Consider the following 25,270-nt stretch of genomic DNA (forward strand, 5'->3'; position numbering starts at 1 on the left):
CTCGGGCGTCGACCCTTGCGCTGACCGCCACGCACGCGGGCGCCGCCCCCGTGGGGACGGCGCCCGGAACGACGGTGCGGGACCTCGTTCAGGTACGGCTCAGCCGAACATGCCGACCTGGTAGTCGCCGGCCGGCTGCCGGACGATGACGTTCACGCGGTTGTAGGTGTTGATGAGCGCGATCAGCGACACCAGGGCCGCGAGCTGCTCCTCGTCGTAGTACTTGGCGGCGCTGGCCCAGGCCTCGTCCGTGACGCCGCCGGCGGCGTCGGCGATACGGGTGCCCTGCTCCGTCAGCTCCAGCGCGGCGCGCTCGGCGTCGGTGAAGACCGTGGCCTCCCGCCAGGCCGCGACCAGGTTGAGGCGTACCGAGGTCTCCCCGGCGTGCGCGGCCTCCTTGGAGTGCATGTCCGTGCAGAACCCGCAGCCGTTGATCTGGCTGGCGCGGAGCTTCACCAGCTCCTGCGTCGCGGCCGGCAGGGTCGAGTCCGAGATCACCTTCCCCGCCGAGTTGACGTACTTCAGGGCCTGGGCCCCGACGGTGCTGGTGAAGAGGTTGAGGCGAGCATCCATGGTGGTGAACTCCCATGCCTTGGTGGTGGTTGCTACACCCCTAGGACAGAACAGCCCGACCGGATGTGACATGGGGGCTCAGCCCGCTCGGCCGCGCAGTTGGTGCTCGTAGGCGAAGATGACGGCCTGGACCCGGTCGCGGAGCTGCAGCTTGGCGAGGATGCGGGTGATGTGGGTCTTGACGGTGGCTTCGGTCAGGAACAGCCGCTCGGCGATCTCGGCATTGCTCAGTCCTGCCGCGATCAGGCGGAAGACCTCCTGCTCGCGCGGGGTCAGCTGGGCGAAGCGGGTGCCGGCGTGCTCGTCGCGGGGCCAGGGGGCGATCCGGGCGAAGCGGTCCACCAGGCCGCGGGTGATCCGCGGGGTGAGCACGGCGTCCCCGCAGGCGACGGCGCGGATCGCCTCGCCGAGCGTGGCCGGGACCGCGTCCTTGAGCAGAAAGCCGCAGGCGCCCGCGCGCAGCCCGCCGAAGGCGTAGTCGTCCAGGTCGAAGGTGGTGAGCAGGAGCACGCGCGAGGCCGTCTCCGAGGCGATCCGCCGGGTCGCCTCGATGCCGTCCGTGCCGGGCATCCGGATGTCCATCAGCACCACGTCGGGGCAGGTCTTTCGGGTTAGGTCCACCGCCTGGTCGCCGTCGGCGGCCTCGCCGACCACGGTGATCCCCGGCATCGTGTCCAACAGGGCGCGGAAGGCCATCCGCACCAGCGCCTGGTCGTCGGCGAGCAGAACCGAGATCGTCACCGCGGATCCTCCAGTCTCAGCTCACCGGCGACCGCCCACCCGTCCGCGGTGGGACCCGCGTACAGCTCACCGTCGAACATCGCCGCCCGCTCCCGCATCCCGGTGAGCCCGTCCCCGGCGCCGATCGCGATGCGGTGCTCCCCGCGGAGGGAGGCTACTCGCCAACCGTCGTCGGTGATACAGAAGCGCACCAGGTCGCGGCCGCAGTGCAGCACCACATCGGCCCTGGACGCCTCGGGGGCGTGCTTGACCACATTGGTGAGCGACTCCTGGACGATCCGGTAGACCGTGGTCTGCGCCGCCGCGCTCAGGGCCTCCCGGCTGCCGGTCTCGGTGAGGCGCACGTCCAGGCCGGTGCGGCGGGTCTCCTCGACCAGCGGCGGCAGCGCGTCCAGGTCCGGCTGCGGGGCGAGGTCCACACCGTCGTCCGCCCCGTCGTCCGCACGCAGCATGCCCAGCAGCCGGCGCATGCCGGCCAGGGACTGCCGCCCGGCGGACGCGGACTGGAGCATCTGCCCGCGGGCGGCTTCCGGGTCGGTCCCGGCCGTCGCGGCCGCCGCCTCGGACAGGGCGATGACGACCACCAGGCCATGGGCGACGATGTCGTGCATCTCCCGCGCGATCCGGGCCCGCTCGGTCGCGGCGGCGAGCTGCTGCTGCTGGAGCCGTTCCTGCTCCAGGCGCTGCGCCCGGTCCTCGACGGAGGCCAGGTACCGGCGCTGGTTGCGCATGGTGGTGCCCAGCAGGAACACCGCGGCGGCCAGGCCGGTGAGGATGATCACAGCGTCGTTCAGGCTGCCGGGCGGGGCGACCTGGAGGGCCACCAGGACGACCCCGGCCTCGACGGCCACCGCCGCTGCGGCGGCGTACCGCGCCCCGCGCAGGGCGACCACGGTGTAGAAGGCGACCAGCACCGCGAACGCCGGGACCTCGATGGACCCGAGCGCCCATGACCCCACCGCTGCCGCCCAGCAGAGCCAGAACACCGGGACGGGCGCGCGGTGGCGCAGCAGCAGCGGCCAGATCGTCGCCATCGCCAGGGTCCAGCACAGCGGGTCGGAGTCGTCGTAGAGCAGTGCGTGCGTCGCGGCGACGGCGACGACCAGCGGTGGCCCGACCAGCACAGCCAGAGTGAGTGCCGGGTGCGGCCGGCCGGCGGCGGGGCGCGGTGGCGGGCTGAGGGGAATCACCGTCGGGATCCTACAGGGACGTCAACTCCGGGCCCCGGGGCCCGGCTCCGCCCGCACCCCGGGAAGGCGCAGGTGGGCGGCCGGGTCATCCAAAGGTCGTACGGCCCGTGCGAAATGACGACGATCGTCCGATCCACACAACAGGGGTGGGTTCGTACTCTTCGGTGCACCCCGGAGGCAGGCGGAGCCCTGGGCGGATGAAGCGGATGAAGGAGAAGGTGTCGCATGGGACAGAGCACGGTCGTACCCGGGGTCCGAACGGACCTCCTGGTCAAGGTTCCGGAAGTCACGCTGATCTTCTGGGTGGCGAAACTGGGGACGACGGCGTTCGGAGAGGCGCTCTCCGACTACGTCTTCTTCAACGACTACATCGGCAGGAACGTGGCCATCCTGGGAGCCATGGGCCTGCTGGCCGTCTGCCTGGTCTGGCAGGTGGCCACCAGGAAGTACATCCCGGCCGTCTACTGGCTGACGGTAACCGCCGTCAGCATCTTCGGCACCATGTCGGCCGACTACCTGAACAAGAACCTGGGGATGCCGCTGTGGGGGTCCACGGTGATGCTGCTGGGTCTGCAGGGAGCGGTGTTCATCTCCTGGTACCGCAGTCAGAAGACCCTGGACATGCACTCCATCACCACCAGGCAGCGCGAGGTGTACTACTGGCTCACCGTCATCTTCACCTTCGCCCTCGGCACCGCTGCCGGTGACTTCGTGGCCGGGCCGCTCGGCCTGGGCACGCTCGACTCCACGTTCGTGTTCCTCGCGGTCATCCTGCTGCCGGCGGCGGGCTACACGTGGCTGCGGTTCAACGAGGTGTTCGCCTTCTGGTTCGCCTACACCATCACCCGCCCGCTCGGCGCCTCCTTCGCCGACTGGCTCGGCGTCCCGGCCCCCTACGGCGACGGCCTCCAGCTCGGGACGGGGCCGATGAGCCTGGCCACCGGGCTGGTGCTGCTCGCCGTCCTCGCCCTGGTCGTCGTCCGGCACCGGGCGGAGGTCAGTCGGCAGAACCCGCTCCCCGCGGTGGACTGACCGGGGCGCGCAGGCCGTCGCGCAGGATCGCCAGGGTGCGCCGGGGGTCGGTGACCCGGGTGGCCGGGTGGCGCAGGGCCAGCAGCACGCCGGACAGGACGGTCATCAGGTCGGCGATGTCGATGTCGTCGCGCAGCGTGCCGGCCTTCTGGGCCGCGGCGAGGAGATGGCCGATCTCGCCGCGGAGGTCCGCAGCCGACGCGGCCACCGCGGTCCGGACCTCGACGCCCGCCCCGGCCAGGGCGTCGACCAGGTCGGCCTTGGCGGCGGCGTCGGCGACGATGCGGTCGAGCATCAGGAACAGCGCCGCTCCCGGGTCCTCGCTGTCGCGCAGGGCCCGGGCCTGGTCGACGAGGTGCCGCAGCCGCGCATGGACGACGGCCTCGAACAGCGCCTCCTTGGTGGGGAAGTGCCGGTAGAGGGTGCCCGGACCCACCCCGGCCCGGCGCGCGATCTCGTCCAGCGGGACGGACAGCCCCTCGGCGGCGAAGGCCTGCCGGGCCACCTCCAGCAGCCGCTCCCGGTTGCGGCGCGCGTCGGCACGCAGCGGTCTCTGCTCGGCCTGCACGCGGGTCTCCGTCCCTGGGTCCGGCTGCGGTTCGGTCCCCTGGGCATCAACCGGGGCGCTGTCTCCGATTATGCTAGCGTAACCGGGTAACCGGGGCGCACTCTCCGATTGGCTGCCCCGACGTGCTCGCTGAGGGAGAACGCATGACCACGGCTGATCGGACGACACCCGCGCGGACGGCATTTCTCGCGCTGGACTTCGCGACCTACATCGTCGAGAACTTCAGCCATGACCACGATGTCGCGGCGAACGCCGCCAAGGCACTGGAGTCGGCGAGGGCCGCCGGGCTGCCGGTGTTCCACATCGTCCACGAGGCGATGCGCGGTCAACTGCACCCGTTGCTGGGGCCCGTGGGGGACGAACCGGTGCTGGCCAAGTCCACCATGGGAGCCTTCGCCGGCACCGACCTGGACGCCCGGCTGCGCGCGTCCGGCGTCGAACGGGTCGTCATCGCCGGTGTGGCCACCTCCGGTACGGTGCTGTCCACCGCCCGGTGGGCGTACGACACCGGCTACGAGGTCGCCGTCTGCGCCGACGCCTGCGCCGATCCCGACGCGCGGGCGCACGCCGCGCTGATCGACGCGTCCGTCTTCCCGGAGAGTTGGATCGGGCTCTGGCGCATCGCCCGGGTGCTGGACTTGTCCGAGCTCGCCGACCTGCGCGGCTGACCGGGCTCGCTCCGTCTCGCCGCCGTCCGCCAGAATTGCGGGATGACGTACACAGACGATGCGGCGACCGTTGACGCCTGGACCGCGCTGGGAGGCCGCGCCGAGCTCGCGGCGGGGGTCCGTTACGACGGCGCGGGGGACGTCCTGCCGGCCCGTCTGCCCGTGCGCGAGCTGGCCCGCGCCTGCGTGGGCGTCTGCTCGCTGGCGGCGGCGGAGCTGCTGGCCCTGCGCGACGGGGTTCCGCTCCCCGCGGTACGGGTGAACGAGGCGGCGGTGGCGACCGCGTTCGTCAGCGAACGCCATCTGCGGATCGACGGCAGGGCTCCCACGTCCTTCGCGCCGCTGTCCGGCTTCTGGCGCGCGGACGACGGCTGGGTCCGCACCCACGCCAACTACCCGCACCACCGGGCCCGGCTGCTGGACGCCCTGGGCATCCAGGACACCGGCGACGACCAGGAGTTGGCACAGGCGCTGGCGCGAACTCTGGCGTCCCGGCCGGCGCGGTCGGTCCAGGAGTCCGTCTACGCCCGGGGCGGACTGGCCGTCGCGGTGGCACAGTGGCCCGGCGACGGAGCCCATCTGCTGGACGGCCGCCCGCTGGTGACGATGCGTCGGACCCCGGCGACGGGGGGCGCGCCCCGGGCGCTGCCGCCGGGACCGCTGCCCGCGAGCGGGGTGCGGGTGCTCGACCTGACCCGCGTGATCGCGGGCCCGGTCGCGACCCGCACACTCGCGCTGCTCGGCGCGGACGTGCTGCGCGTCGACCCGCCGTCGCCCGGTGAGGCCGCGGACGCCCACACGGACACCGGTATGGGCAAGCGCTCCACTCTGCTGGACCTCACCGCGGCGGAGGACCGGCAGACCTTCGAAGCCCTCCTGGACACCGCGGACGTCGTGGTGACGGGCTACCGTCCGGGCGCGCTCGATCGGCACGGGCTCTCGCCCGAGGCCCTGCTGGCGCGCCGCCCCGGCCTGGTCGTCGCCCACCTCCGGGCCTGGGGCGGGTCGGAACCGTGGTCGCGGCGGCGCGGTTTCGACAGCCTGGTCCAGGCCGCGACCGGCATCGCCGCGATCGAGCGCGGCCGCGACGGCCGCCCCGGCGTCCTGCCCGCCCAGGCCCTGGACCACGGCACCGGCTACCTGCTCGCCGCCGGTGTACTGCGGGCTCTGAGCGAGCGTCAGTCGGGCGGAGGGGGAGCGGAGTTGGGTTTCTCGCTGGCGGGGACGGCGGCCTGGCTGGTGCGGAGCGTCAAGAGCGCTGCGGTGTCGGCCGGAGACGCAGAGCCGGAACTGTGGCTGGCCGAAACCGATTCCGACTACGGGCGGCTGCGGTACGCCCTCCCGCCCGTCCACTACGAGGGAGCACCCAGAACCTGGGCCCGGCCGTCGACCCGCTGGGGCAGCGACCTACCGCGCTGGACCGGCTCGAACTGAGGCCGCGTCAGTTCAGGGTGTGTCGGTTCAGGGTGTGCCGAGCCAGGTCAGGGCGGCGAGGGTGAGGGCTTCGACGCCGGTGCTGAGGGTGGGTTCGATCAGCGGAGCGAAGAAGGGCGAGTGGTTGCCGGGAAGTTGGTCGAACCGGTCCTCCCGCATCGCGGCGACGACGGTCTCCGGCTCCAGGCCGCCCCAGAACCAGAAGACGGTCGGGACCCCGAGCACCTCGCCGAAGACGCCGACGTCCTCGCTCGCGTTCACCAGCGGCATCGTCTGGATCCGCTGCTCGCCGAAGTGCTCGGTGAAGGCGGCCATCGTGGCCCTCGTCGAGTCGGGTTCGCTGACCAGGGCCGGGGCACTGGCGAACCAGGTCAGGGTCGGTTCGGTATCGGCGCCGCTGGCGGCGGACTCCGCGCGGACGATGCGTTCGATCGCCGCACGGACCAGGTCGCGGGTCTGCGGGGTGTAGGTGCGGATGTTGACGCCGAGTTCGGCGGTGTCGGGGATGATGTTGTCCTTGGTCCCCGCCTGCAGGCGACCCACGGTGACCACGGCGGACTCGGCCGGCGGCACCTCGCGCGCCACGATGCCCTGGAGCCGGGTGACCACGCTCGCGGCCATCACCACCGGGTCGATGGAGGCCTCCGGACGGGAGCCGTGCGCACCGCGGCCGTGCAGGGTGACGCTGAGCGAGTCGGCGGCCGCCATCACCGGGCCGGTGCCGTAGCCGATGACACCGGCCGGCAGCGGTGCCACATGCTGTCCCAGCACGATCTGCGGTGCGGGGAATCGCTCGAACAGGCCGTCGTCGACCATGCCGCGGGCGCCGCAGGCCAGTTCCTCGGCGGGTTGGAACACCACCAGCAGCGTTCCGCGCCAGCGGTCGCGCGCCCCGGCCAGCAGGGTGGCCGAACCGACCAGGCAGGCGGCGTGCATGTCGTGTCCGCAGGCGTGCATCACCGGGACGTCGCGGCCCTCCGGGTCCACCCCGCGCGCCCGGCTGGCGTAGGGCAGGCCGGTCTTCTCCTGCACCGGGAGGGCGTCGAAGTCGGCGCGCAGCATGACCACCGGGCCGTCCCCGTTGCGCAGCACGCCGACCACGCCGGTGGTGCCGACCCGCTCGGCGACCTCGTCGAAGCCGGCGTCGCGCAGACGCTGTGCGAGCAGGCCGGCCGAGCGGGTCTCCTGCAGGGACAGCTCCGGGTGCCGGTGCAGGTCCCGGTACAGCGCGGCCAGGTCCTCGCGCAGGTCCGCGAGGTTCGCGATCACGGTCCGGTCCATGCGCCGCCTCCTCAGGTCATGTCCCCGCGGCGCACCGTACCCAGCGCTGGTGCGGTCCGGTTTCCGGCGGCAGCGGCGTCCCCCGAATGCGCCGCCTGTTCAGCAGGGTGGCGGAGTCCGTCAGCGCTCCTGCCCGCCCGTGGGGGCGAAGTAGTGGCCCGCGTCGATGTCGGCGATCAGGCCGGGGTGGGCCGGCTCCCAGCCGAGCAGCTCGCGGGTGCGAGCGCTGGAGGCGGGGTTGTCCAGGGGGATGAAGGCGGCAAGGAACTGGAAGTAGTCGGGAACCTCCTCGGTGGGAACGGACTTGGCGGGGAGGTCGAGATTGCGGGCGATGGCCTCGGCGATCCGGCGGATCGGCACGCCTTCGTCGCCGACGGCGTGCAGCCGGGTGCCCGCGGGGGCCTGTTCCAGGGCGAGGCGGAACAGCCGGGCGGCGTCCAGGGTGTGGCCGGCCGGCCAGCGGTTGTCGCCCTCGCCGGGGTAGCCGGAGTAGCCGTTGGCGCGGGCGAAGCCGATCAGCGCGGGGGTGAAACCGTGGTGGTCGAGGTCGCTGTGCACCAGCGGGGGCAGCCGCACGACCGAGGACCGTACACCCCGCTCGGCCATGGCGATCACCGCGTTCTCGGTGTCGACCCGCGGCCCGGACGGCAGGGTGTCGGCCTCGGTGCCGAGCCGTCCGCTGATGCCGCCGAGGGCGAGCATCAGCGTGCCCGCGGTGATGACCAGCGGCTTGCCGGTGCCGGAGCCGGCCAGGGCGTCGCCCATGGCCTGGACGGCGCGCAGGTCGGCGTCCACGGCGTCGGCGAAGGCGCCGCTGCGCATCGCCTCGTGCTTGAACGCGAGGTGGATGACGCCGTCCGCTGCCGCGGCGGCCTCGCGCAGGCCGTCGAGGTCGTCCAGGTCGCCGCGACGGACCTCCGCGCCGAGCGCGGCTGTCGCGGCGGCCGAGGCGTCCGAACGGGCCAGGCCGACGACGCGGTGGCCGGCCGTGAGCAGTTCCGGGAGGACCGCGGAGCCCAGGTGACCGGAAGCGCCGGTGACGAGAACGTGCATGAGGGAAACCTCCGGAGAGTCAATGACACTTGGTGTCATCACTCTACCCATGATGACACCAGATGTCATCACTATGATGGGGGGATGGGACGATGGGAGCCGGACGCGCGTGGCCGCCTGGGGCGGGCCGCGATGGAGCTGTACCGCGAGCGCGGCTTCGACCAGACCACGGTCGCGGAGATCGCCGAACGCGCCGGCCTGACGAAACGCACCTTCTTCCGGCACTACGCCGACAAGCGCGATGTGCTGTTCGCCGGCACGGACCTGCTGCGGGAGGTGGTCGTGCGAGCGATCGCCGAGGCGCCGGCCTCGCTGCCTCCCTTCGCGGTGGTCTCGCTCGGGCTGGAGGCGGCGGCAGGGATGGTCCAGGAACGGCCCGAGGACGTGAAACTGCGTCAGGCTGTCATCGACGCCCACCTTGAGCTGCAGGAACGCGAGCTGGTCAAGCTCGCCGCGATGGCCGGGGACATCGCCGCGGCGCTGGGCGAGCGCGGTCTCGGCCTCTGGCCCGCGCGCCTGGTCGCGGAGACGGGCATGGCCGCCTTCCGGGTGGCGTTCGCCCGCTGGATCGCGGACTCCGCGGAGGGGCCGCTGACGAAGGTCGTCAGGGAGTCGATGGAGGAGCTGGCGGCGACCGCGACAGCGGGGTGAGCGAGGCCGACGCCACTGCATGGCGACGGTCCTGCATCAGGCGGACCATGGTTCTTGGCGGGAATTCTTGACGGGAATGCTCGGCGGGGTTCCGCCGAGCCCCGTCCCGATACCGGAGGTGCAGAGCGATGACCACGTTCATGGATGTCCATCACGGGATGGTCGGGATCACGGCCGAGCAGCTCAAGGAGGCACACAACGCGGACCTCGCGATCGAGGGCGAGGAGGGCGTCCACTTCGAGAAGGCCTGGGCCGACCCGGTCTCGGGCACCGTGTACTGCCTGTCCGAGGCCCCCTCCGCGGAAGCGGTCCAGCGCATCCACGCCAGGAGCGGCCACCCGGCCAGCGAGATCCACCCGGTGGCGCTCAGCATCTGAGCCGTCCCGGTCCTGACCGGCCTCGGGATGCCGAGCTGCGCCGTTGCCGCCACGCTGGGCACATGAGCGACCCGCAGCACCACCACCCGCATGTCGTCGTCCACCCCGTCGTCGACGCCACTCCGCCGTTCCGGCGCGTCGACATCCTGGGCGTGCAGGTCGGCAAGGCCCACTCGCTGCGGGACGTCGTCGAGTTCTGCCGCCGCGCCGGCCTGGAGGACCTCGACCTGGAGCTTGAGGGAAGCGTCCAGTGGATCGGCGGCGGCCCGCACCAGTGGGAGGAGTGAACCGGGCACGCGGCGTCGTCAGCGTGGCTGCGGTACGGCTTCGATGATGCTGTGCCCGCGGGTCGTCTCCGTTCCGGGGTCGTCGGTGATGTGCCGGATGTCGAATCCGGCCGAGTCCAGGAGAGCGGTCCAGTCGGCCTCGCTGCGTTCCTTCCCCCCGAGGATGACGAGCATCAGGAGGTCGCCGAGCACGCTCAGTTGTTCGTCGTCCGTCGGGCGCAGGACGCTGTCGACGATGACGAGGCGGGCATGCGGGGGCATGGAGGTGCGGACCTGCCGCAGTATCTGCAGGGCCTTGTCGTCGTTCCAGTCGTGCAGGACCCGGGAGAGCAGGTACGCGTCGCCGCCGGGGGCGACCGCTTCGAAGAAGTCCTGGCCGAGGAGTGCGCAACGGTCGGCGACTCCGGCGGGGACCAGCTGTTGGTGGGCCTGCTCGACGGTTTCGGGGAGGTCCTGCAGGATGCCCTTCATCTGGGGGTGGCGGGCCAGGACGGAGGCGATGAGCCTGCCGTCGCCCCCACCGACGTCGACGACGGTGTTGCATCCGGCGAACTCGTAGCGCTGGATCGCGGCTACCGCGCCGGCCATGGTGGCGCCCATGGCCCGGTTGAACAGGGCGGCTTCCTCGGGGTGCGAGGCGAGGAACTCGAAGTAGTCCATGCCGAAGGTCTTGTCGAAGGCGGGGAGCCCGGTTCTGACGGTGTGCAGCACGTCGCCCCAGGCGCGGAACACCGCGCCGCTCTGCAGGAGCACTCCGTCCCGGAAGCCGTTGGGCGCGTCCCGTGCGAGCACCGCGCCCGAAGGGGTGAGTGCGAACGACCGCTGGGGGTGCTCGGTCAGCATGCCGAAGACGGTCAGTGCCCGGCAGAAGCGGTAGAGGGCATCCTCGTTGCTGTCGGTCGCCTGGGCGATCTCGCTCACGCGCCTGGGCTTGTCGCTGAGAAGGTCGGCGAGCCCCAGCTGAGCGGCCACGAACAGGGTTTGGCTGATCCACGGGCCCGAGGCGTGGTAAAGCGCCATCAGATCGGGTGTTTCGCGATTGCCGGCCGACATGGGTCCTCCTGAATGGGGGGCGGATATCTCGCAGCTGCCGATCCAGTATGCGCCGGGAATCCAGCGAATGCTAGACACGGCAATTGGATAGGGCCGTAACGATGGTTCGGACAGAAATATCGTGGTCTTTGTACTGGTGCCTCCGGGGTGACAGGAGTGCACCGGTCCGTTCCGCTTCGGCCGAAGGTCCGAACGGCACTCGGTAAGAACTCTTGCATGGGCAGGGCCGGGCGAATCGGGGCAAATTTGCACTTCAGGTGCATCACTGTTCGACTCGCAACCATTTCTCGCCGTCTTGGGCATATTTCGAGCCAGCTATCTGGCGTCCCGCCACCTTTGGTGATTAGCTTTGTGCGATTTCCGGGGGGATCTTATATATGCGATCGGTACCGACATTTCGTCCGAACCGCTTCACTGGGCAGTCCATCCGTTGCGCGTACGTCCGACTTCTGGCCCGGATGAGTTCCCTGTTCGTGAGTCCCGGAATGATCCGTAACCCGAGGAGGAACCCTGTGTCGACCGAAGCCCCTTCGATGAGCCTGGACCTGATGCAGCTGTACCAGATGGGCGGACCGTGGATCGGCCAGACCATCTATGTGGCGGCCGAGCTCGGGCTGGCCGATCTCCTGAGCTCCGAGCCCATGTCCGTCACCGACCTCGCCGCCGCTGTCGAGGCCGACGAGGACGCGTTGTACCGCTTCTGCCGGGTCCTGGCCGCGCTGGGTGTCCTCGCGAGCCATCCCGGCCGGCGCTTCTCGCTCACCGAGGCCGGCAGCCTGTTGCGCAGCGATGCGCCCGGCGGGTTCCGCTACGGCGTGATGCTGCAGAGCGGAGCCTGTTTCGGCGCCTGGACCGAGGTCCTGCACAGCGTCCGCACGGGGCAGCCGGCCTTCGACCGGGTCCACGGTGCCGCGTACTACGACTTCCTGGACGCGAACCCCGCGCAGAACGAACTGTTCAACAGGGCCATGGGCGTGACGTCGCTGGCGCCCGCGGTCGCCGCCCTGGAACGGTACGACTTCGCCGGTGTCCGGCGGGTGGTCGATGTGGGTGGCGGGATCGGGACGCTGCTCGCCGCCGTCCTGCAGGGGCGCCCGGGCATGACCGGGGTGCTGCACGACCTTTCGGTGGTCACCGCCGAGGCCCCGGAGCATCTTGCCGAACTGGGCGTGGCGGACCGGGTGGAGGTGGTCAGCGGAAGCTTCTTCGACTCGGTCCCCTCCGGAGGGGACGCCTACATCCTCTCCCGGGTCCTGCACAACTGGAACGATGACGACTCGCGGCGGATCCTGCGGCGTGTGCACGAGGCGATGCCGCCGCACGGCAGGCTCGTGGTCATCGACAGCGTGGTCCCCGAGGGGGGCGGCTTGCATCCGAGCATGCTCGCCGACCTGTTCATGCTGGTGATCCTCGGGGGCAAGGAGCGCACGGAGGGCGACTGGGGCGTGCTGCTCGCAAGCGCGGGCTTCCGGCTGACCAAGGTCGTCCAGGCCGAGAACACCGGCGGGACCCTGGTTCACGGCCTGGTCGAGGCAGTACGGGTGTGACACCCGCGCACACCCTGCACTGCGTGACAGGCGACCGCTTGTCACGTCCTGAGCGAGAGGCTTGAATTCATGGTCAGCAGGAGATCGTTCATCCGCCTGGGGGCGACCGCGGCGGCGACCGCAGCGGCGACGGCGGTGAGCGCGTCGGGTGCGCTGCCCGCTGTGTTCGCGCAGGCCGCGGGGCCCGACTGGGCGGGGTTGGCGGGACGGCTGAGCGGGCCGCTGGTGCTGCCCTCGGACACGAACTATGCGACGGCCAAGCAGATCCAGTGGTCCCAGTTCGACTCCGTCAACCCGGCGGCCATCGCGTACTGCCGTTCGGCCGCGGATGTGAGCGCGTGTCTGGTGTTCGCCCGTGCCAACGGCCTGCCGGCGACGCCGCGCAGCGGCGGTCACAGCTTCTCGGGCTTCTCTCTGGGCCCCGGTCTTGTCATGGACGTGTCGCAGATCAACGGCGTCCAGCTGAGCGGCGGCACGGCTACCGTCGGCGGCGGCGCGCTGCAGATCGACGTCCTGAACGGCCTGTCAGGCTCCGGGCTGGCCCTGCCCGGCGGCCTCTACCCGACGGTCGGGTCGGGCGGTTTCATCCAAGGTGGCGGCCTGGGCTGGGAGACCCGTCTGCTGGGCATGGCCTGCGACACCCTCCTCTCCGCCCAGGTGGTCCTCGCCGACGGAACGGTGGTGACCTGTTCGCCGAAGCATGACGCCGACCTGTTCTGGGCGCTGCGCGGCGGCGGCGGCGGGAACTTCGGGGTCGTCACCTCGTACAGCATGGCGCCGACCGCAGTGACCACCATGACCAACTTCACCCTCACCTGGACCTGGGACCAGGCGGCCGACGTCCTGGCCGGCTGGCAGGAGTGGGCGCTGGACGGGCCCCGGCAGCTCAGCTCCGGGCCGGCCATCGCGTTGTTCGACGCGGCGGCGGGCAATGTGCCCCTGGTGAGCGTGGCCGGCGTGTGGATGGGGAACCCGGCGGCGGCCGGGCCGCTTCTGGATGCCCTGGTCGCGCTGGTCGGCCATGCTCCCGCGAGCCGGACCTCCGCCGACTTCACCTACACGAACGGCATGCTGAACTGGTACGGCTGCAGCAACCTGACGGTGTCGCAGTGCCACCGCGTGGGGACGACCGGCGACGGACAGCTCGGCCGGTTCGGATGGTCGCTGGACCGCAGCCGGCTGTTCAGCGACCCGCTGCCCGCGGCGGGGATCGATGCGCTGCTGGCCGCTTTCGACGCCAACCGAACCAGTGGGCAGTCCCGCTTCATGCGCGCGATCGTCCTGGGAGGCAGGGCGAACGACCTCGGGCGTACGGACACCGCCTACGTGCACCGCGATTCGCAGTTCATCGTGAGCTTCGACATCGGGCTGCCCAGCGCCACTCCCAGCGTGTCCGACCAGTCCGCCGCCCAGGCCTGGGCCACGGGGGGCTTCAACGCCGTCGACCCCTACTCCAACAGGGAAAGCTATGTGAACTACCTCGATCCGCTGCTGGCGGACTGGTCCTCCGCCTACTACGCGGAGAACTACCCCAGGCTGCAGCGGGTGAAGGCCTGCTACGACCCCACCAACTTCTTCCGCTTCGCCCAGAGCATCAACTGACGGGAGGGGCACCTTGCAGTGATCCGGTGCTGGAGGCCCGGGCGGTCGACCGTGCCCGGGCCTCCACCCGAGGACAGAGGGTGCAGCACAACCACAGGGGGAAACTGTGAACCACATCCTGACAGAACGTTGGTCCCAGACACTCACACTGAACCGCCTCATCGACGGCCTCTGCCGTGGCGTCGGGGGTCTCCTGCTCATCGAGGGGCAGTGCGGAACCGGCCGCACCGAACTCCTCTTCGAACTCGCCAGACTGGCCTGCGGCCGTCAGCTCACCGTGTGCACCGCCCGCAGCAGTGTGCTCGAATCGGAGTTCCCCTACGGTGTGCTGCGCCAGCTGCTGGAGCCCGAACTCCCGGCCCTGGAGCCGGGCGACGCGAGCGTACTGCGGGCGCTCGGCCCGGCAGCGGTCGCCGGCGACCGCGGGAACCGCGAACTGCCGGTCGGCCTGCACCTGCTGGACGGAGTGCTGCGCCTGATCCGCCGGCTGGCCCGCCGGGCGCCGGTCATCCTGGCCGTGGACGACCTCAACTTCTGCGACGCGGCCTCCCTGCAGGCCCTGGCCTACGTGGCTCGCAGGCTTCAGGGACTGCCGGTGCTGATCGCCGTCACGCGTAGAGCGGGTGAGCCGGACACCGCCCCGCTGGTGACGGCCGGACTTCGGGGTGCCGGGGTGTGGACCGTCCTGCGGTGCGCGGCGCTGAGTGTCGCCGGGACCCAGGAGCTCGCCGATCGCACGCTCGGCCCCACTCCGGCCTCGCTCGTGCTGGGCATCCACGAACTCACGGGGGGCAATCCGCTGCTGCTCGCGACCCTGCTGGAGGGACGGCTGCTGACCGCGGCCACGGACGTGGCGGGTCAGCAGCCCCCGGGTGAGCTGGACCAGGTGGTGGGCCGGGCGGTGCGCGCCCGGCTGGCGCACCTTCCCGCGTGCGTGCTGCGGGTGGCGGAGACCGTCGCGCTGCTGGGGGGCCGCCAGGACCGGGCGCTCGTCGCGCAGGCCGCCGAGGTCTCCGAGTCGGAACTGGCCACCGTGCTGGACATGCTCTGCGGGATGGGCCTGCTCACCGCGTCCGAACCGTGGACCTTCGTGCATCCGGTCGTCGGTGGTGCTCTGCACAGGATGCCGGCGAGCATCGACCCGCAGGAGGTGCACGGCCGCATCTCCCGGACGCTGCACGAGCGCAACGCACCGCCCGACGACATCGCCCACCACCTGCTGCGGTCGCAACCCGCGGACACGGAGTGGGCCCCGCAGGTCCTGCGCGCGGCTGCGGCCGGGGCCGTCCGCGCTCGCCGCCTGGACGAAGCCAGGGAGTTGCTGCTGCGCGCGCTGGGCGAGCCGATGGAGGGCCCGCTGCGTGAGGAGCTGCAGACGGATCTCGACCACATCGAGTTGATCACGGACCCGCTGCGCCTGGCCCAACGACTGCGGCCCGGCCTGTCCGCCGCGCGTTCGCCCGAGCGTCAGGTCGCTGTCGCCCTCACCTGCGCGCAGGCGCTCGTGCGGGTGAACCGGGCCGAGGAGGCCGGCGAGGTCATTGCGCAGGGCCGGGCGCGTCTGCTGGCGCATCCACCCTCGCAGTCGCGCGACGGCCTCGTGCATCGGCTGGACGCGGGAGCGGTCCTGGTGGCCCGGCTCGGGCGCGCCACGTCCACGCTGGAGCCGGAACTGCTGGAGGGTGTCGCAGCCGGACCGGCCGGCGACGGCTTTCTGGTGACGGCGGTGCACACCGCCCGGGCGGCGGCGAGGGGCGAGACGACGGCGAAGAATGCCGTCTCCCGGATCCGCAGGCTGCTCACGGACGGCGCCCGCGGCTGCCAGGACTGGACGGCTCTGCTGCTCGCTCTCCTGACCTTGCTGTGGGCGGACGAACTCGGCCTGGTGGACCGCTGGTGCAGCACGGTCCTGGCAGCGCCGCTCGAAGCCGGAGGTCTGCTCACCGCCGTCGTCGCACTGGTCGCGAGGGCCGGCGCCCGCTTCGAGGCGGGCCGGCTGTGCGACGCGGAGCAGGACGCGCGGCACGCCCTTGAGTTCCTCGGGGACCCGGGCTACTCCGATCCCCTGCAGGCACTGGTGCTGGTGCCGTTGGTGGCCACCCTGGTGGAGACCGGCCGGGCCGAGGAGGCGTCCGTCCTGCTGGAGTCCCGCGGATACTCGGGAACGCTCCCCGAGTTGTGGCCGTACCCGTTGCTGGCGGCGATGCGCGCCAGGGTCCGTGCCGCGCAGGGGGACTTCCACGGCGCGGCGGAGGATCTGACCCGCAGCGGACGCCAGTTGGAGGAGTGGGGGGTGAGCAATCCGGCGGTGCTGCGGTGGCGCTCCGAGGCCGCGCTGATGTGGAACAAGCTCGGGGACACCGAGGAGGCCGGGCGCCTGGCCGAGGAGGAACTGCGGGCGGCGTACCTGTGGGGAAGCCCGCGCACGGTCGCGGTGGCGCTGCGCGCACAGGGCCTGGTCCTGCAGGGACCGGAGGGGGAGTCGGCCCTGAAACGGGCCGTGGAGATCCTTGAACCCAGCGACACGCAGCTGGAGTTGGCCTATACGCTCACTGCCCTGGGCGTGGTGCAGTGCCGGGGCAACGCCAAGCGTGAGGCGAGGGAGACGCTGAAGCGCGCACTGCGTCTCGCGCAGAGAATCGGCGCGGCCACGCTCTCCGAGCGGGTGCTCTCGGAACTGCTCACCGCAGGAGCCCTGCCGAGGCGGAGCGATCAGTTCGGGACCGGGGCACTCACCGGCAGCGAGCGCCGGGTGGCTGCGCTGGCCGCCACCGGATGCACCAACGGATCCATCGCCCGGGAGCTGTTCGTCACCCGGCGTACCGTCGAGACCCATCTGACGCGGGCCTACCGCAAGCTGGGTATTCGCGGTCGCGCCGAACTGGGCCGCGCGCTGCAGGCATGAACGGGTGCTCAGGCCTCCGGGGGCGCGCAGGCGGTGGTGGGCGGGCGCCCTTCCTCGATGCGGACGATGGGTTCCCCGGCAAGCCGGCGCAGCGCGTCCCTGAGTATGGTCTGCGCGGGGCGGTCCAGGTCGGCCAGCAGCCGGCTCTCGATCGCTTCGACATCGGCGCGGGCGGAGTCCAGGGCGCGGTGGCCCTGCTCGGTGACCTCGATGATGCGGGCCCTGCGGTCCGCGGCGTCGGGACGGCGGCGCACCAGGCCGGCGTCCTCGAGCTCGTCGAGGATGGCCACCAGCTTGCTCTTGTCGACGGACACGGCCTGCGCCAGGGCCAACTGACTGCGCGCAGGGGCCTCCACGATGGCCATGAGCACCGTGTACCCCCACAGGTTGAGCCCGTGCGGGCGCACCGCCGCGGCCTCGGCGGTCGCGAGTCCCTGCTTGAGCCGGGCGAAGAGCCAGTGCAGATCCTCGTGGAGTCGGCCGGCGGGGACGCCGGTGGTGTAGGGGGCAGCCATAGTCCACAGACTAGCAAACAACCAATATCATCTTGACTTGAAACTATTTCTGAATACTCTGGTCTCGAATCAAAATCATCTCGATTGGAGATCAACGGCATGGCCTCTCTGCTGCATCTGGACGCCAGCGCGCGCGGCGACTCCTTCTCCCGCCGGCTGGGGCAGGTCTTCGCCACGGAATGGCAGGCCGCGAACCCGGACGGCGCCTACGTCTACCGTGACCTGGTCGCGGATCCGGTGGCACCGATCGACGAAGCACGCGTCCGGCTCGCCACCCAGTCCTCGGTCAACGGCGTGCGTGACCTCGACGCGATGGACGCGGTCGCCGCCGCGCCGGAGCTGGCCGCCGCCTGGGCGGCCACCCGGCCGCTGATCGAGCAGCTCCTGGCCGCGGACGTCCTGGTGCTCGGTACTCCGATGTACAACTTCTCGGTACCGGCCGCCCTCAAGGCCTGGATCGACCGGGTCACCCTCCCCTGGCTGCCGCTGGGGGGCAAGTCGGCCGTCGTGCTCAGCGCACGCGGCGGGGCCTACGGACCGGGTGCGCCCCGGGAGCCCTTCGACTTCCAGGAGCCCTACCTGCGCGCGTACTTCTCCGCACTGGGGCTGGAGGACGTGGAGTTCGTGCACACCGAGCTCACGCACGCCACCGTGATGCCCTTCCTGGCCCAGTTCCGCGAGACGCACGACGCTTCGCAGGCCGCCGCGCTGGACGCGGTCCGCGCCCTGGCGGCCCGGACCCCGACGCCGGCCCCGTCGGCTGCCTGACCTGCGCATAGGACCGCACCCTGTTCCGCATGACGAGAGGACGTTCCCACCATGGACACTGGACTCAAGGACCGCGTGGTCCTGGTCACCGGCGCATCGACCGGGATCGGGGCCGCCACCGCGCGTGCCTACGGCGCCGAGGGCGCCCGAGTGGCCATCACGTACCGCAACAACCCGCAGAAGGCTGAGAAGGTCGCCGCAGAGGTCGAGGCCGCCGGGGGGCAGGCGCTCGTCGTGCGGCTCGACCTCGAGGAGCTGTCCACCGTGGAGCAGGCCGCGACGACGGTGATCGAGCACTGGGGCGGCATCGACGTCCTGGTGGCCAATGCGGTGCGCTGGGGCGGTGACGGGCCTCCCGACCCCAGCATCCGCTTCGAGGACGTCCCGCTGTCGGAGTGGGAGGCGATGATCAACGCCAACCTCGTCGGGGCCGCCGCCCAGGTCCGCGCGGTCCTGCCGAGCATGCGCGCCCGCGGCTGGGGCCGCATCGTGCTGATCTCCTCCAGCGTCGCCGAGGAGGGCGTACCCGGACCCGGTCCCTACGGAACTGCCAAGTCGGGCCTGTACGGCATGGCCCGCAGCCTTGCCTGGGAAGGGGGCCGGGACGGGATCCTGGTCAATGTGGTCGCCCCCGGGTTCACCCTCACCGACAGCCGCCCGAACATCCCCCAGTTCGTCACCGACGCCCTGGCGGCCGCCACGCCGAGCCGCAGGCTCTCCGACTCGGACGACGTCGCCAGGATCATCGTCTTCCTCGGCTCGGGCGCCAACGGGAACCTCACCGGCGAGGTGGTGCGGGACGGGTCCTCCGCCGCCCGTGCCCCCCATATCGGCGGGTAGCGGGGGACTCCCCGGAATCGTGGGGTCCAGGGTGGTGCCGACGCACGTCGGCACCACCCTGGACCCCACTTCTGCGTTCACCGGAAACCGCCGGGGCCGGGTGATTGTGACGGTACTGCCCTGACGCTCCTGCGGGGGCCTGCACGTGAGGATGGATCACGGCAGAAGGGATCAGGGACATGCAACCTCGCATCGCCGTCATCTACTTCAGTTCCAGTGGGGTGATAGCCGAGATCGCCCGGCACCTGGCCGACGGGGCCCGCACGGAGGGCGCACAGGTTCGGGTGCTCGCTCTGCGCGAGGAGGCCGAGCCAGGCGAAGCGCCGCGGGCCGCCGATCGGGGACTCCCCGAGCCGGGCCTCGAGGACCTCGACTGGGCCGACGGACTGCTCCTGGGGACACCGACCCGGTTCGGCAACATCGCCGCCAGGCTCAAGCAGTTCCTGGACACCAGCAGTCCGCTCGCGCTCAACGGCCGGCTCGCCGACAAACCGGTCACCGGATTCACCAGTGCCTCACTCCCCAACGGCGGGCAGGAAGCCGCCCTGCTGGCCCTCTATCACACGATGTTCCACTGGGGCTCGCTGATCGTGCCGACCGGATACACACACCCCGCGCTGCGCCGGATCGGCGGCAACCCCTACGGCCTCTCGGTGACAGCCCCGAGCAACGGGGCCCTGACGCCGGATCAGATCGAGGCGGCGCACTTCGTCGGCTGCCGGATCACCCGGCTGGCCGGGTGGCGCGAGGCGGCCCGGCTGTCCCAGCAGCTCGACCCCTGGTTGAGCGCTCCCGCCCTGCACGCTCCGTCCCTGCACGGCCCGTCCCTGCACGACCCGTCCCTGCACGGCCCGTCCCTGCACGACCGAGGCGAGAGGCTCCCATGAGCACACCCACACGAGTGGCGGTGATCGGCGCAGGATGGGCCGCTGAGCTGCACCTCGAAGGATTCCGGCGCGCAGGCGCCGAAGTGGTCGGCATCTTCAGCCGCACCCGTGGCCGGGCCGACGACCTGGCCGCCCGCCACGGAGTTCCGGTGGTGGCCGACACCTTCGACGAACTCCTGCGAGCCACCGGACCTGAGGTGGTGTCCGTCGCCTCGCTTCCCGCCGCTCACCACGAGCAGGTCCTGGCGGCCGTTGCGGCCGGCTGCCACGTGCTGTGCGACAAGCCGGTGGCCATGACCGCAGGACAGGCGCAGGAGATGCTGCTCGCCGCGGACAAGCAGGGCGTCCGCCACGCGACCGGATTCATCTGGCGCGGGGACCCCGGCCTGGTCCGCATGCGGGAGCTGATCGCAGCCGGCTGCCTGGGACGGGTGCGCGAGGTGCACAGCACCTGTGCCCTGGGAGCCCCGCTGATGGCCATGAACTGGATCTACGACGAGCAGGCCGGCGGCGGCGGCCTGATGCAGCACGGTACTCATGTCGTCGACCGCGTGCGCTGGCTCCTGGACACGGAGCTCACCGCCGTCTCCGGGCGTCTGTCCCACGATGTGAACCGGGCGCAGGTCGGCCCCGACTTCCACCACACCCTGGACGCGTTCGCCTGGGCCCGCGAGAACCAGGGCCGGGATCCGGGTGGCGTCGCCCACCACGACGTCACCGCAGACGTCGGCTACGACTTCCTCGCCGAGACGAGCACCGGGCCACGGGCGCGGTTCTGGGAGTCGACGCACCTCACCGGCCCGGCCGAGGACGAGATCGCGGTGATCGGTGACGACGGCGCCCTGATCTGGAACGGCACGGCCGGACTCTCGGTCATCAGGCCGGGCAAAGCGGCCGAACGGCTCGCGGTCGACGAGATGTCCGGCTCCGGTGCCAACACCCGCCATGAGGTCGGCCTCCAGCGCTGGGAACAGCTGGCGTCGAGCTTCCTGGACACCATCCGCACCGGTCGGCCCGTGGAGTACCCCACCCTCGACGACGGCTGGCGCGTGGCGCGCATCGTCGACGCCGTCAAGCGCAGTCATCGGACCCGGCACTGGGAGGCAGTATGAGCGTCCAGGAACCCACCGTCGAGACGGACCACCTGCGGGTGATGTTCTTCCTCACGGTCGAGGAGGAGGCCCGGGACCGGTTCCTGGCCGCCTACGACCGCATCTGTGCCGACGTCGCCACCGTCGAGGGGCACCTGGTGGACCAGGTGTGCCAGTCGCTCACCGATCCCCGGGAATGGGTGATCACCAGTGAGTGGCGTTCCGGCGCGGACTTCCTCGCCTGGGAATCGGGTGCCGGGCACCACGAGCTCGCCGGCCCGCTGGTGGCCGAGACCACCGCACGCGAGTCGCGGCGCTTCACCGTGCGCAGGGAAACCCGCAAGCACGCCGGGGCGCTGTGATGGTCCGCGGACGGATCGCCGTCGCGGGCGGCGGCATCGCCGGAATGGCCGCAGCCATCGCGCTGAGGGAGGCCGGTTTCGAGGTCGCCGTCCACGAGCGCGAGCGCCGGCTCGACGCGGCCGGATCCGCCCTGGGTCTGCATCCGGGAGCGGTGCTGGCACTGCGGCGCCTGGGTCTGGACCGTCAGGTCGTGGCCGCCGGCGAAGAGGTGCGGACCTGGGAGTTCCTGTCCTGGGAGGGTGAGCGCATCGGCGGGTGGCCGCAGTCGAAGGTGTCCGAGGCCATGGGGGCCCCGAGCGTGACCGTGCTGCGGTCACAGCTCCAACGGGCGCTGCACGCGGCCGTGCGACCGGAGGACCTGCGGTTGGGGTCGATCGCCACCGGATACCGCGAGGGAGCGGACGGCGTCGAGTTGCTGCTCGCCGACGGTACCCGGGACCGGGCCCAGTTGCTGATCGCCGCGGACGGACTCCACTCGGTCGTGCGTCGCCAGACGTTGGGGGACGCCCCCTTGCGCCGTGCCGGATTCACTTCCTGGCGTGCTGTCAGCAACGTGGCGCCGGCGGGCCTGCGCCCGTCCACCGCTCGCCAGGTGCTCGGCACCGGAGCCACCTTCGGCTCATGGCCGCTCACCGGTGGCCGGACCTACTGGGTCGCCACTCTGGCCGACGAGTTGGCGTCGGCACCCGGGGCCGACGACCGCACGCGGGTGCACGGAGCAGCGGAGCACGCCGGGTTGCTGTCCGCTTTCCAGGGCGCACCGGAGCCGACGGCGGAACTCGTGGCGGCCACACCGCCGGACCAGGTGGTCCGCACCCCGATCCTGGACCGGCTGCCCACCCCCGGCTGGGCCACGGCACGCACGCTGCTGGTGGGCGACGCCGCGCATCCCATGGTGCCCACCACCGGTCAGGGCGCCGGCCAGGCGCTGTTGGACGCCGTCGCGCTGGCGGACCTGCTGCAGGACGCCGACCTGGGCGACCGCGGCGATCTGGCCCGGCGACTGCGGGCCTTCGAGGAACAGCGCTTTCCCGTGGTGACGGCAGCGGCACAGGCGGCCTGGCATTCCGGGCGCCTGCACCACGAGCTGGATCCGGAGCAGGTCGAGCTGCGCAACCGCCGCTTCCAGGCGACCTCTGAGGCCGAATGGCTCAGCCGTATGGGGCTGAGTCCCGTATCCGACACCGCACGCAGGAGCGCCTGATGGAACGACACGCACTCTCGTTCACGGTCAAGCCGGGCAGCGAGCCGCAGGTGGCCGAGATCCTCTCCAGCTACGGCCGGCCGGCAGCCGGTCGGCGCCCCGGCGGCCCGGCTCTGCTCAGGCGTACCTCGGTGTTCCTCGCGGGCAATCGGGTGATCCGGGTGATCGATGTCGAGGGGGACCTGCACGAGGCCCTGGCCCACCTCGCCGGACAGCCCCAGATCCAGGCGGTCGAGCAGGCACTGAACCCGCACCTGGAGATCCCGCGGAACCTGGCCGACGCGCAGAGCATCCGTGCGTTCCAGGAGCGGTCGGTCCTGCCGCTGGTGCACGATCGTCGAACGCCCCCCGGGCTCCTCCCCGAGGTCCCGGAGCACCTGCACGAGCGCCGGCTGGCGTTGCTGTACCCGGTGCGGCAGGGGGCCGGCGCCGAGGTGGCGCAGCTTCTGGCGGCCACCCGTGTGCTGCGGCCCGACGCCGCCACCATCCTCGCCCGCACGACGATCTTCCAGCGCATGGATGTCGTGCTCCGGCTGGTCGAGGTGCACGGCGACACCGACGAGGCACTCGACCGAATCGCCCTCGCAGCCGTCCGCTCGGGAGGCGGCGCGAAGCTGGCCCCCCTGGTGACCGCGGACGAGGACCTGGAGGACCCACAGGGGTTCCGGGCCTTCCTGCAGCGGATCACCGTGCGGATGCTGACGGACCGTCGACTGGGGGTGCCCGCGTGAGCGCGACCACTGTGGCGGTGCTGGGACTCGGCGTGATGGGCGGGGGCATCGCCGGCCGGCTGCTGGACGGCGGGGTCCGGGTACGCGTCTGGAACCGTACCGCCCAGCGCGGCGCGGCTCTGGAGCAGCGGGGCGCCGTCCACGCCAGGACACCGCGGGCCGCCGCCCAGGGGGCGGACCTGGTCCTGGTCTCGGTCGCCGACGGCGCGGCGACCGAGGAGGTCCTGCTGGGCCCGAACGGAGTGCTGACCGCGGGTCCCGTCGACGCCGTTCTCGCCTCGGCGAGCACGATCGCGCCGCAGTCGCTCGCGGTCGTCCGCGAACGCACACCCCGCGTGCTCGACCTGGGCCTGCTGGGCAACGGCGAGCACGCCAGGACCGGGGCACTGCGGATCTACGTGGGCGGCTCGGCCGAGGACCTCGCCCGAGTGCGCGGCACCCTGGACCTGCTCGCGAAGGAGGTGCTCCACGTCGGGGGCCCCGGTGACGGGATGCGCCTCAAGCTCCTGATGAACACGCTGATGGGGATCCAGGTCCAGGCCATGGCCGAGGCCACGGCCCTGGGCGAGAGCGCCGGCCTGGACCGCGGGGTGGTACTCGACGCCATCACCGCCGGCGGCTTCGCCACCCCGGTCATGGGGTACAAGGCGCGCCGCCTCGTCTCGCGCAGGTACGGCGATCCGGACTTCCGGCTGCGCCTGATGACCAAGGACCTCGCTCTCGCGGTCGCCGAGGCGCAATCCGGCGGCCTGGGACTTCCCCTGGTCGAGGCCGCCCTGGCCACCCATGCGGAAGCGGTTCGGCGCGGCGACGGAGACCTGGACTGCGCCGCGATCTCACGCACCGTCGGCGGCGCGGACGAGAAGGGCCCCCGGCTGTGACCATCGACGTGCACGGTCATCTCAGCCCGCCGGAGTCGCTGCGCAGGTTCCCCATGCCGCGATCGCTCGGTGACGCCGAAGGCATGATCGAGGCCAAGCTCGCCGCGGGGGTGGAGCTGACCGTGATCGGAAGCCCGGTGGGAGCCGGGGCGATGGTCCCGCTGCCCGGTGTGGACAACTACGCGCAGAGCGAGGACGACCTCGCCCGGTTCCACGACTGGACGAGTGAACTGGTCGCACGGTACCCCCAGCGGCTGCGCGCCTACGTCTACGTCAACCCGTTCGGGGGGGACGCCCACCTGGCCGCGGCAGCCCGACGGCTCGATCAGGCCGAGTTCGTCGGCCTGATCGCGAACACCAGCGTCGCGGGACGCTATCTGGACCACCCCGACGCCAAGGACTTCTTCGCTCTGGCCGCAGAGGCCGCCGCTCCGGTGCTCATGCATGCTCCCGCAGCTCCGGCAGCCGGGACAGGACTCGCGGACCTGATGGCGGTGGAGCAGCTCGGCAGGTTCAGCGACGTCACCATCGGCCTCGCCTGCTGCATCCTGGGCGGCTGGCTCGACCACCACCCCGACCTGCGGCTCATCGGCCAGGGCGCCGGTGGGGCGCTGGCCCTGCTCGGCGAGAAACTGGACCGGGCCTGGTCGCCCGAGCACTGGGCCGGCGCCGGCCCGGGCCGGCCGGGAAACGGCCCCGCCGGTCACCGCACCCCGGTGCTCAAGGCGCCGCCGAGCAGCTACCTCCCCCGATTGTGGGTGGACACGGCCACGCCCAGCGCGGCCGCGCTGGAACTCGCACTGAAGGTCTTCGGCCCCGACAAGGTGCTCTACGGCAGTGACTCCCCGCCGTTGCCGGGAACGGCGGTTCAGGAGGGGCTGCAGCTCGTCGGTCGCCTCGACGTCGCGGAGCCGCAGCGGCAGGCCGTACGTGAGGACAACGCCCGAAAGCTGTTCGGATCCAAGCTCCCGGCCGCCGTCCGGGCGCGTGTGTGAACGCAGGACACGGCACCGTCAACACCCCTTCGC

General features: G+C 71.7%; 26 protein-coding genes. 18 read left to right on the forward strand and 8 right to left on the reverse strand.

What is annotated here, in order from left to right; all coding sequences use genetic code 11:
* Positions 1–99: 99 nt before the first annotated feature.
* The 3 genes from ABH941_RS10850 to ABH941_RS10860 all read right to left on the reverse strand — a co-directional run bounded on the left by ABH941_RS10850 (position 100) and on the right by ABH941_RS10860 (position 2,504).
* Positions 100–573: a carboxymuconolactone decarboxylase family protein gene (locus ABH941_RS10850; RefSeq protein ID WP_370128605.1), complete on the reverse strand. Its 474-nt coding sequence runs from the start codon at positions 571–573 to the stop codon at positions 100–102.
* A 78-nt stretch (positions 574–651) separates the two neighbouring features.
* A complete protein-coding gene (locus ABH941_RS10855; protein ID WP_370128607.1) occupies positions 652–1,314 on the reverse strand; it encodes a response regulator in 663 nt (220 codons plus the stop codon).
* The gene (locus ABH941_RS10860; RefSeq protein ID WP_370128609.1) at positions 1,311–2,504 is read right to left on the reverse strand and encodes a sensor histidine kinase; all 1,194 of its coding nucleotides are present in this window, start codon (positions 2,502–2,504) and stop codon (positions 1,311–1,313) included. Before ABH941_RS10860 ends, ABH941_RS10855 begins: the two co-directional genes overlap by 4 nt.
* A 225-nt stretch (positions 2,505–2,729) precedes the next feature.
* Here ABH941_RS10860 and ABH941_RS10865 point away from each other — a divergent pair, with 225 nt between their 5' ends.
* The gene (locus ABH941_RS10865; protein WP_370128611.1) at positions 2,730–3,536 is read left to right on the forward strand and encodes a hypothetical protein; all 807 of its coding nucleotides are present in this window, start codon (positions 2,730–2,732) and stop codon (positions 3,534–3,536) included.
* Here ABH941_RS10865 and ABH941_RS10870 read toward each other — a convergent pair.
* Complete coding sequence (locus ABH941_RS10870) at positions 3,502–4,104, reverse strand: TetR/AcrR family transcriptional regulator (RefSeq protein WP_370128613.1); 603 nt, start codon at positions 4,102–4,104, stop codon at positions 3,502–3,504. The two genes, ABH941_RS10865 and ABH941_RS10870, sit on opposite strands and share 35 nt — an antisense overlap.
* A gap of 143 nt (positions 4,105–4,247) precedes the next feature.
* On the opposite strand from ABH941_RS10870, the gene ABH941_RS10875 reads away from it, so the two are divergent.
* Both ABH941_RS10875 and ABH941_RS10880 read left to right on the forward strand, forming a co-directional pair.
* Positions 4,248–4,772, forward strand: a complete 525-nt coding sequence (locus ABH941_RS10875) for a cysteine hydrolase family protein (RefSeq protein ID WP_370128615.1) — start codon at positions 4,248–4,250, stop codon at positions 4,770–4,772.
* A 42-nt stretch (positions 4,773–4,814) separates the two neighbouring features.
* Positions 4,815–6,206, forward strand: a complete 1,392-nt coding sequence (locus ABH941_RS10880; RefSeq protein ID WP_370128617.1) for a CoA transferase — start codon at positions 4,815–4,817, stop codon at positions 6,204–6,206.
* Between the two features lie 27 nt (positions 6,207–6,233).
* Here ABH941_RS10880 and ABH941_RS10885 read toward each other — a convergent pair whose 3' ends face one another.
* Positions 6,234–7,487, reverse strand: coding sequence for an amidohydrolase (locus tag ABH941_RS10885; protein WP_370128619.1), 1,254 nt, complete (start codon positions 7,485–7,487; stop codon positions 6,234–6,236).
* A 120-nt stretch (positions 7,488–7,607) separates the two neighbouring features.
* A complete protein-coding gene (locus tag ABH941_RS10890; protein ID WP_370128621.1) occupies positions 7,608–8,540 on the reverse strand; it encodes an SDR family oxidoreductase in 933 nt (310 codons plus the stop codon).
* Positions 8,541–8,624: 84 nt separating this feature from the next.
* On the opposite strand from ABH941_RS10890, the gene ABH941_RS10895 reads away from it, so the two are divergent.
* From ABH941_RS10895 to ABH941_RS10905, 3 genes are all read left to right on the forward strand, one after another.
* Positions 8,625–9,191: a TetR family transcriptional regulator gene (locus tag ABH941_RS10895; RefSeq protein WP_370128623.1), complete on the forward strand. Its 567-nt coding sequence runs from the start codon at positions 8,625–8,627 to the stop codon at positions 9,189–9,191.
* Positions 9,192–9,319: 128 nt separating this feature from the next.
* On the forward strand, positions 9,320–9,568 hold the full coding sequence (locus ABH941_RS10900; protein ID WP_133996060.1) for an SCO4226 family nickel-binding protein: 249 nt from the start codon (positions 9,320–9,322) through the stop codon (positions 9,566–9,568).
* Between the two features lie 62 nt (positions 9,569–9,630).
* Positions 9,631–9,855: a hypothetical protein gene (locus ABH941_RS10905; protein WP_370128626.1), complete on the forward strand. Its 225-nt coding sequence runs from the start codon at positions 9,631–9,633 to the stop codon at positions 9,853–9,855.
* An 18-nt stretch (positions 9,856–9,873) separates the two neighbouring features.
* Here ABH941_RS10905 and ABH941_RS10910 read toward each other — a convergent pair whose 3' ends face one another.
* Positions 9,874–10,908: a methyltransferase gene (locus ABH941_RS10910; protein WP_370128628.1), complete on the reverse strand. Its 1,035-nt coding sequence runs from the start codon at positions 10,906–10,908 to the stop codon at positions 9,874–9,876.
* Between the two features lie 512 nt (positions 10,909–11,420).
* Between ABH941_RS10910 and ABH941_RS10915 the strand changes: the two genes are divergently transcribed.
* From ABH941_RS10915 to ABH941_RS10925, 3 genes are all read left to right on the forward strand, one after another.
* Positions 11,421–12,455, forward strand: a complete 1,035-nt coding sequence (locus ABH941_RS10915; protein WP_370128630.1) for a methyltransferase — start codon at positions 11,421–11,423, stop codon at positions 12,453–12,455.
* Positions 12,456–12,524: 69 nt separating this feature from the next.
* Positions 12,525–14,057: an FAD-binding oxidoreductase gene (locus ABH941_RS10920; protein WP_370128632.1), complete on the forward strand. Its 1,533-nt coding sequence runs from the start codon at positions 12,525–12,527 to the stop codon at positions 14,055–14,057.
* A gap of 106 nt (positions 14,058–14,163) precedes the next feature.
* Positions 14,164–16,962 carry an AAA family ATPase gene (locus ABH941_RS10925; RefSeq protein ID WP_370128634.1) on the forward strand — a complete coding sequence of 933 codons (2,799 nt, stop codon included), beginning with the start codon at positions 14,164–14,166 and terminating at the stop codon, positions 16,960–16,962.
* 8 nt (positions 16,963–16,970) lie between these two features.
* Here the strand turns inward: ABH941_RS10925 and ABH941_RS10930 are convergent, their stop codons facing one another.
* Complete coding sequence (locus tag ABH941_RS10930) at positions 16,971–17,477, reverse strand: MarR family winged helix-turn-helix transcriptional regulator (protein ID WP_370128636.1); 507 nt, start codon at positions 17,475–17,477, stop codon at positions 16,971–16,973.
* Between the two features lie 99 nt (positions 17,478–17,576).
* On the opposite strand from ABH941_RS10930, the gene ABH941_RS10935 reads away from it, so the two are divergent.
* The 9 genes from ABH941_RS10935 (at position 17,577) to ABH941_RS10975 (ending at position 25,237) form a co-directional block, all read left to right on the forward strand.
* On the forward strand, positions 17,577–18,245 hold the full coding sequence (locus tag ABH941_RS10935; protein WP_370128638.1) for an FMN-dependent NADH-azoreductase: 669 nt from the start codon (positions 17,577–17,579) through the stop codon (positions 18,243–18,245).
* 51 nt (positions 18,246–18,296) lie between these two features.
* Positions 18,297–19,085: an SDR family NAD(P)-dependent oxidoreductase gene (locus ABH941_RS10940; RefSeq protein WP_370128640.1), complete on the forward strand. Its 789-nt coding sequence runs from the start codon at positions 18,297–18,299 to the stop codon at positions 19,083–19,085.
* A 179-nt stretch (positions 19,086–19,264) separates the two neighbouring features.
* Entirely contained in the window at positions 19,265–19,972 is a 708-nt protein-coding gene (locus ABH941_RS10945) for a flavodoxin family protein (protein WP_370128642.1), read from the forward strand.
* Positions 19,969–21,084 (forward strand): Gfo/Idh/MocA family protein, encoded by a 1,116-nt coding sequence (locus ABH941_RS10950; RefSeq protein ID WP_370128644.1) that lies wholly within the window; start codon positions 19,969–19,971, stop codon positions 21,082–21,084. The genes ABH941_RS10945 and ABH941_RS10950 overlap by 4 nt, the downstream gene beginning before the upstream one ends.
* Positions 21,081–21,425 carry an antibiotic biosynthesis monooxygenase family protein gene (locus tag ABH941_RS10955; RefSeq protein ID WP_370128646.1) on the forward strand — a complete coding sequence of 115 codons (345 nt, stop codon included), beginning with the start codon at positions 21,081–21,083 and terminating at the stop codon, positions 21,423–21,425. Before ABH941_RS10950 ends, ABH941_RS10955 begins: the two co-directional genes overlap by 4 nt.
* Positions 21,425–22,630 (forward strand): FAD-dependent oxidoreductase, encoded by a 1,206-nt coding sequence (locus ABH941_RS10960; protein ID WP_370128648.1) that lies wholly within the window; start codon positions 21,425–21,427, stop codon positions 22,628–22,630. Before ABH941_RS10955 ends, ABH941_RS10960 begins: the two co-directional genes overlap by 1 nt.
* Entirely contained in the window at positions 22,630–23,361 is a 732-nt protein-coding gene (locus ABH941_RS10965; protein WP_370128650.1) for a SchA/CurD-like domain-containing protein, read from the forward strand. Before ABH941_RS10960 ends, ABH941_RS10965 begins: the two co-directional genes overlap by 1 nt.
* Positions 23,358–24,242, forward strand: coding sequence for an NAD(P)-dependent oxidoreductase (locus ABH941_RS10970; RefSeq protein WP_370128652.1), 885 nt, complete (start codon positions 23,358–23,360; stop codon positions 24,240–24,242). The genes ABH941_RS10965 and ABH941_RS10970 overlap by 4 nt, the downstream gene beginning before the upstream one ends.
* Complete coding sequence (locus tag ABH941_RS10975; protein WP_370128654.1) at positions 24,239–25,237, forward strand: amidohydrolase family protein; 999 nt, start codon at positions 24,239–24,241, stop codon at positions 25,235–25,237. The genes ABH941_RS10970 and ABH941_RS10975 overlap by 4 nt, the downstream gene beginning before the upstream one ends.
* Positions 25,238–25,270 lie beyond the last annotated feature (33 nt).

The organism is Streptacidiphilus sp. EB103A, from assembly GCF_041261405.1.
In the GTDB taxonomy this organism is placed as follows: Bacteria; Actinomycetota; Actinomycetes; order Streptomycetales; family Streptomycetaceae; genus Streptacidiphilus.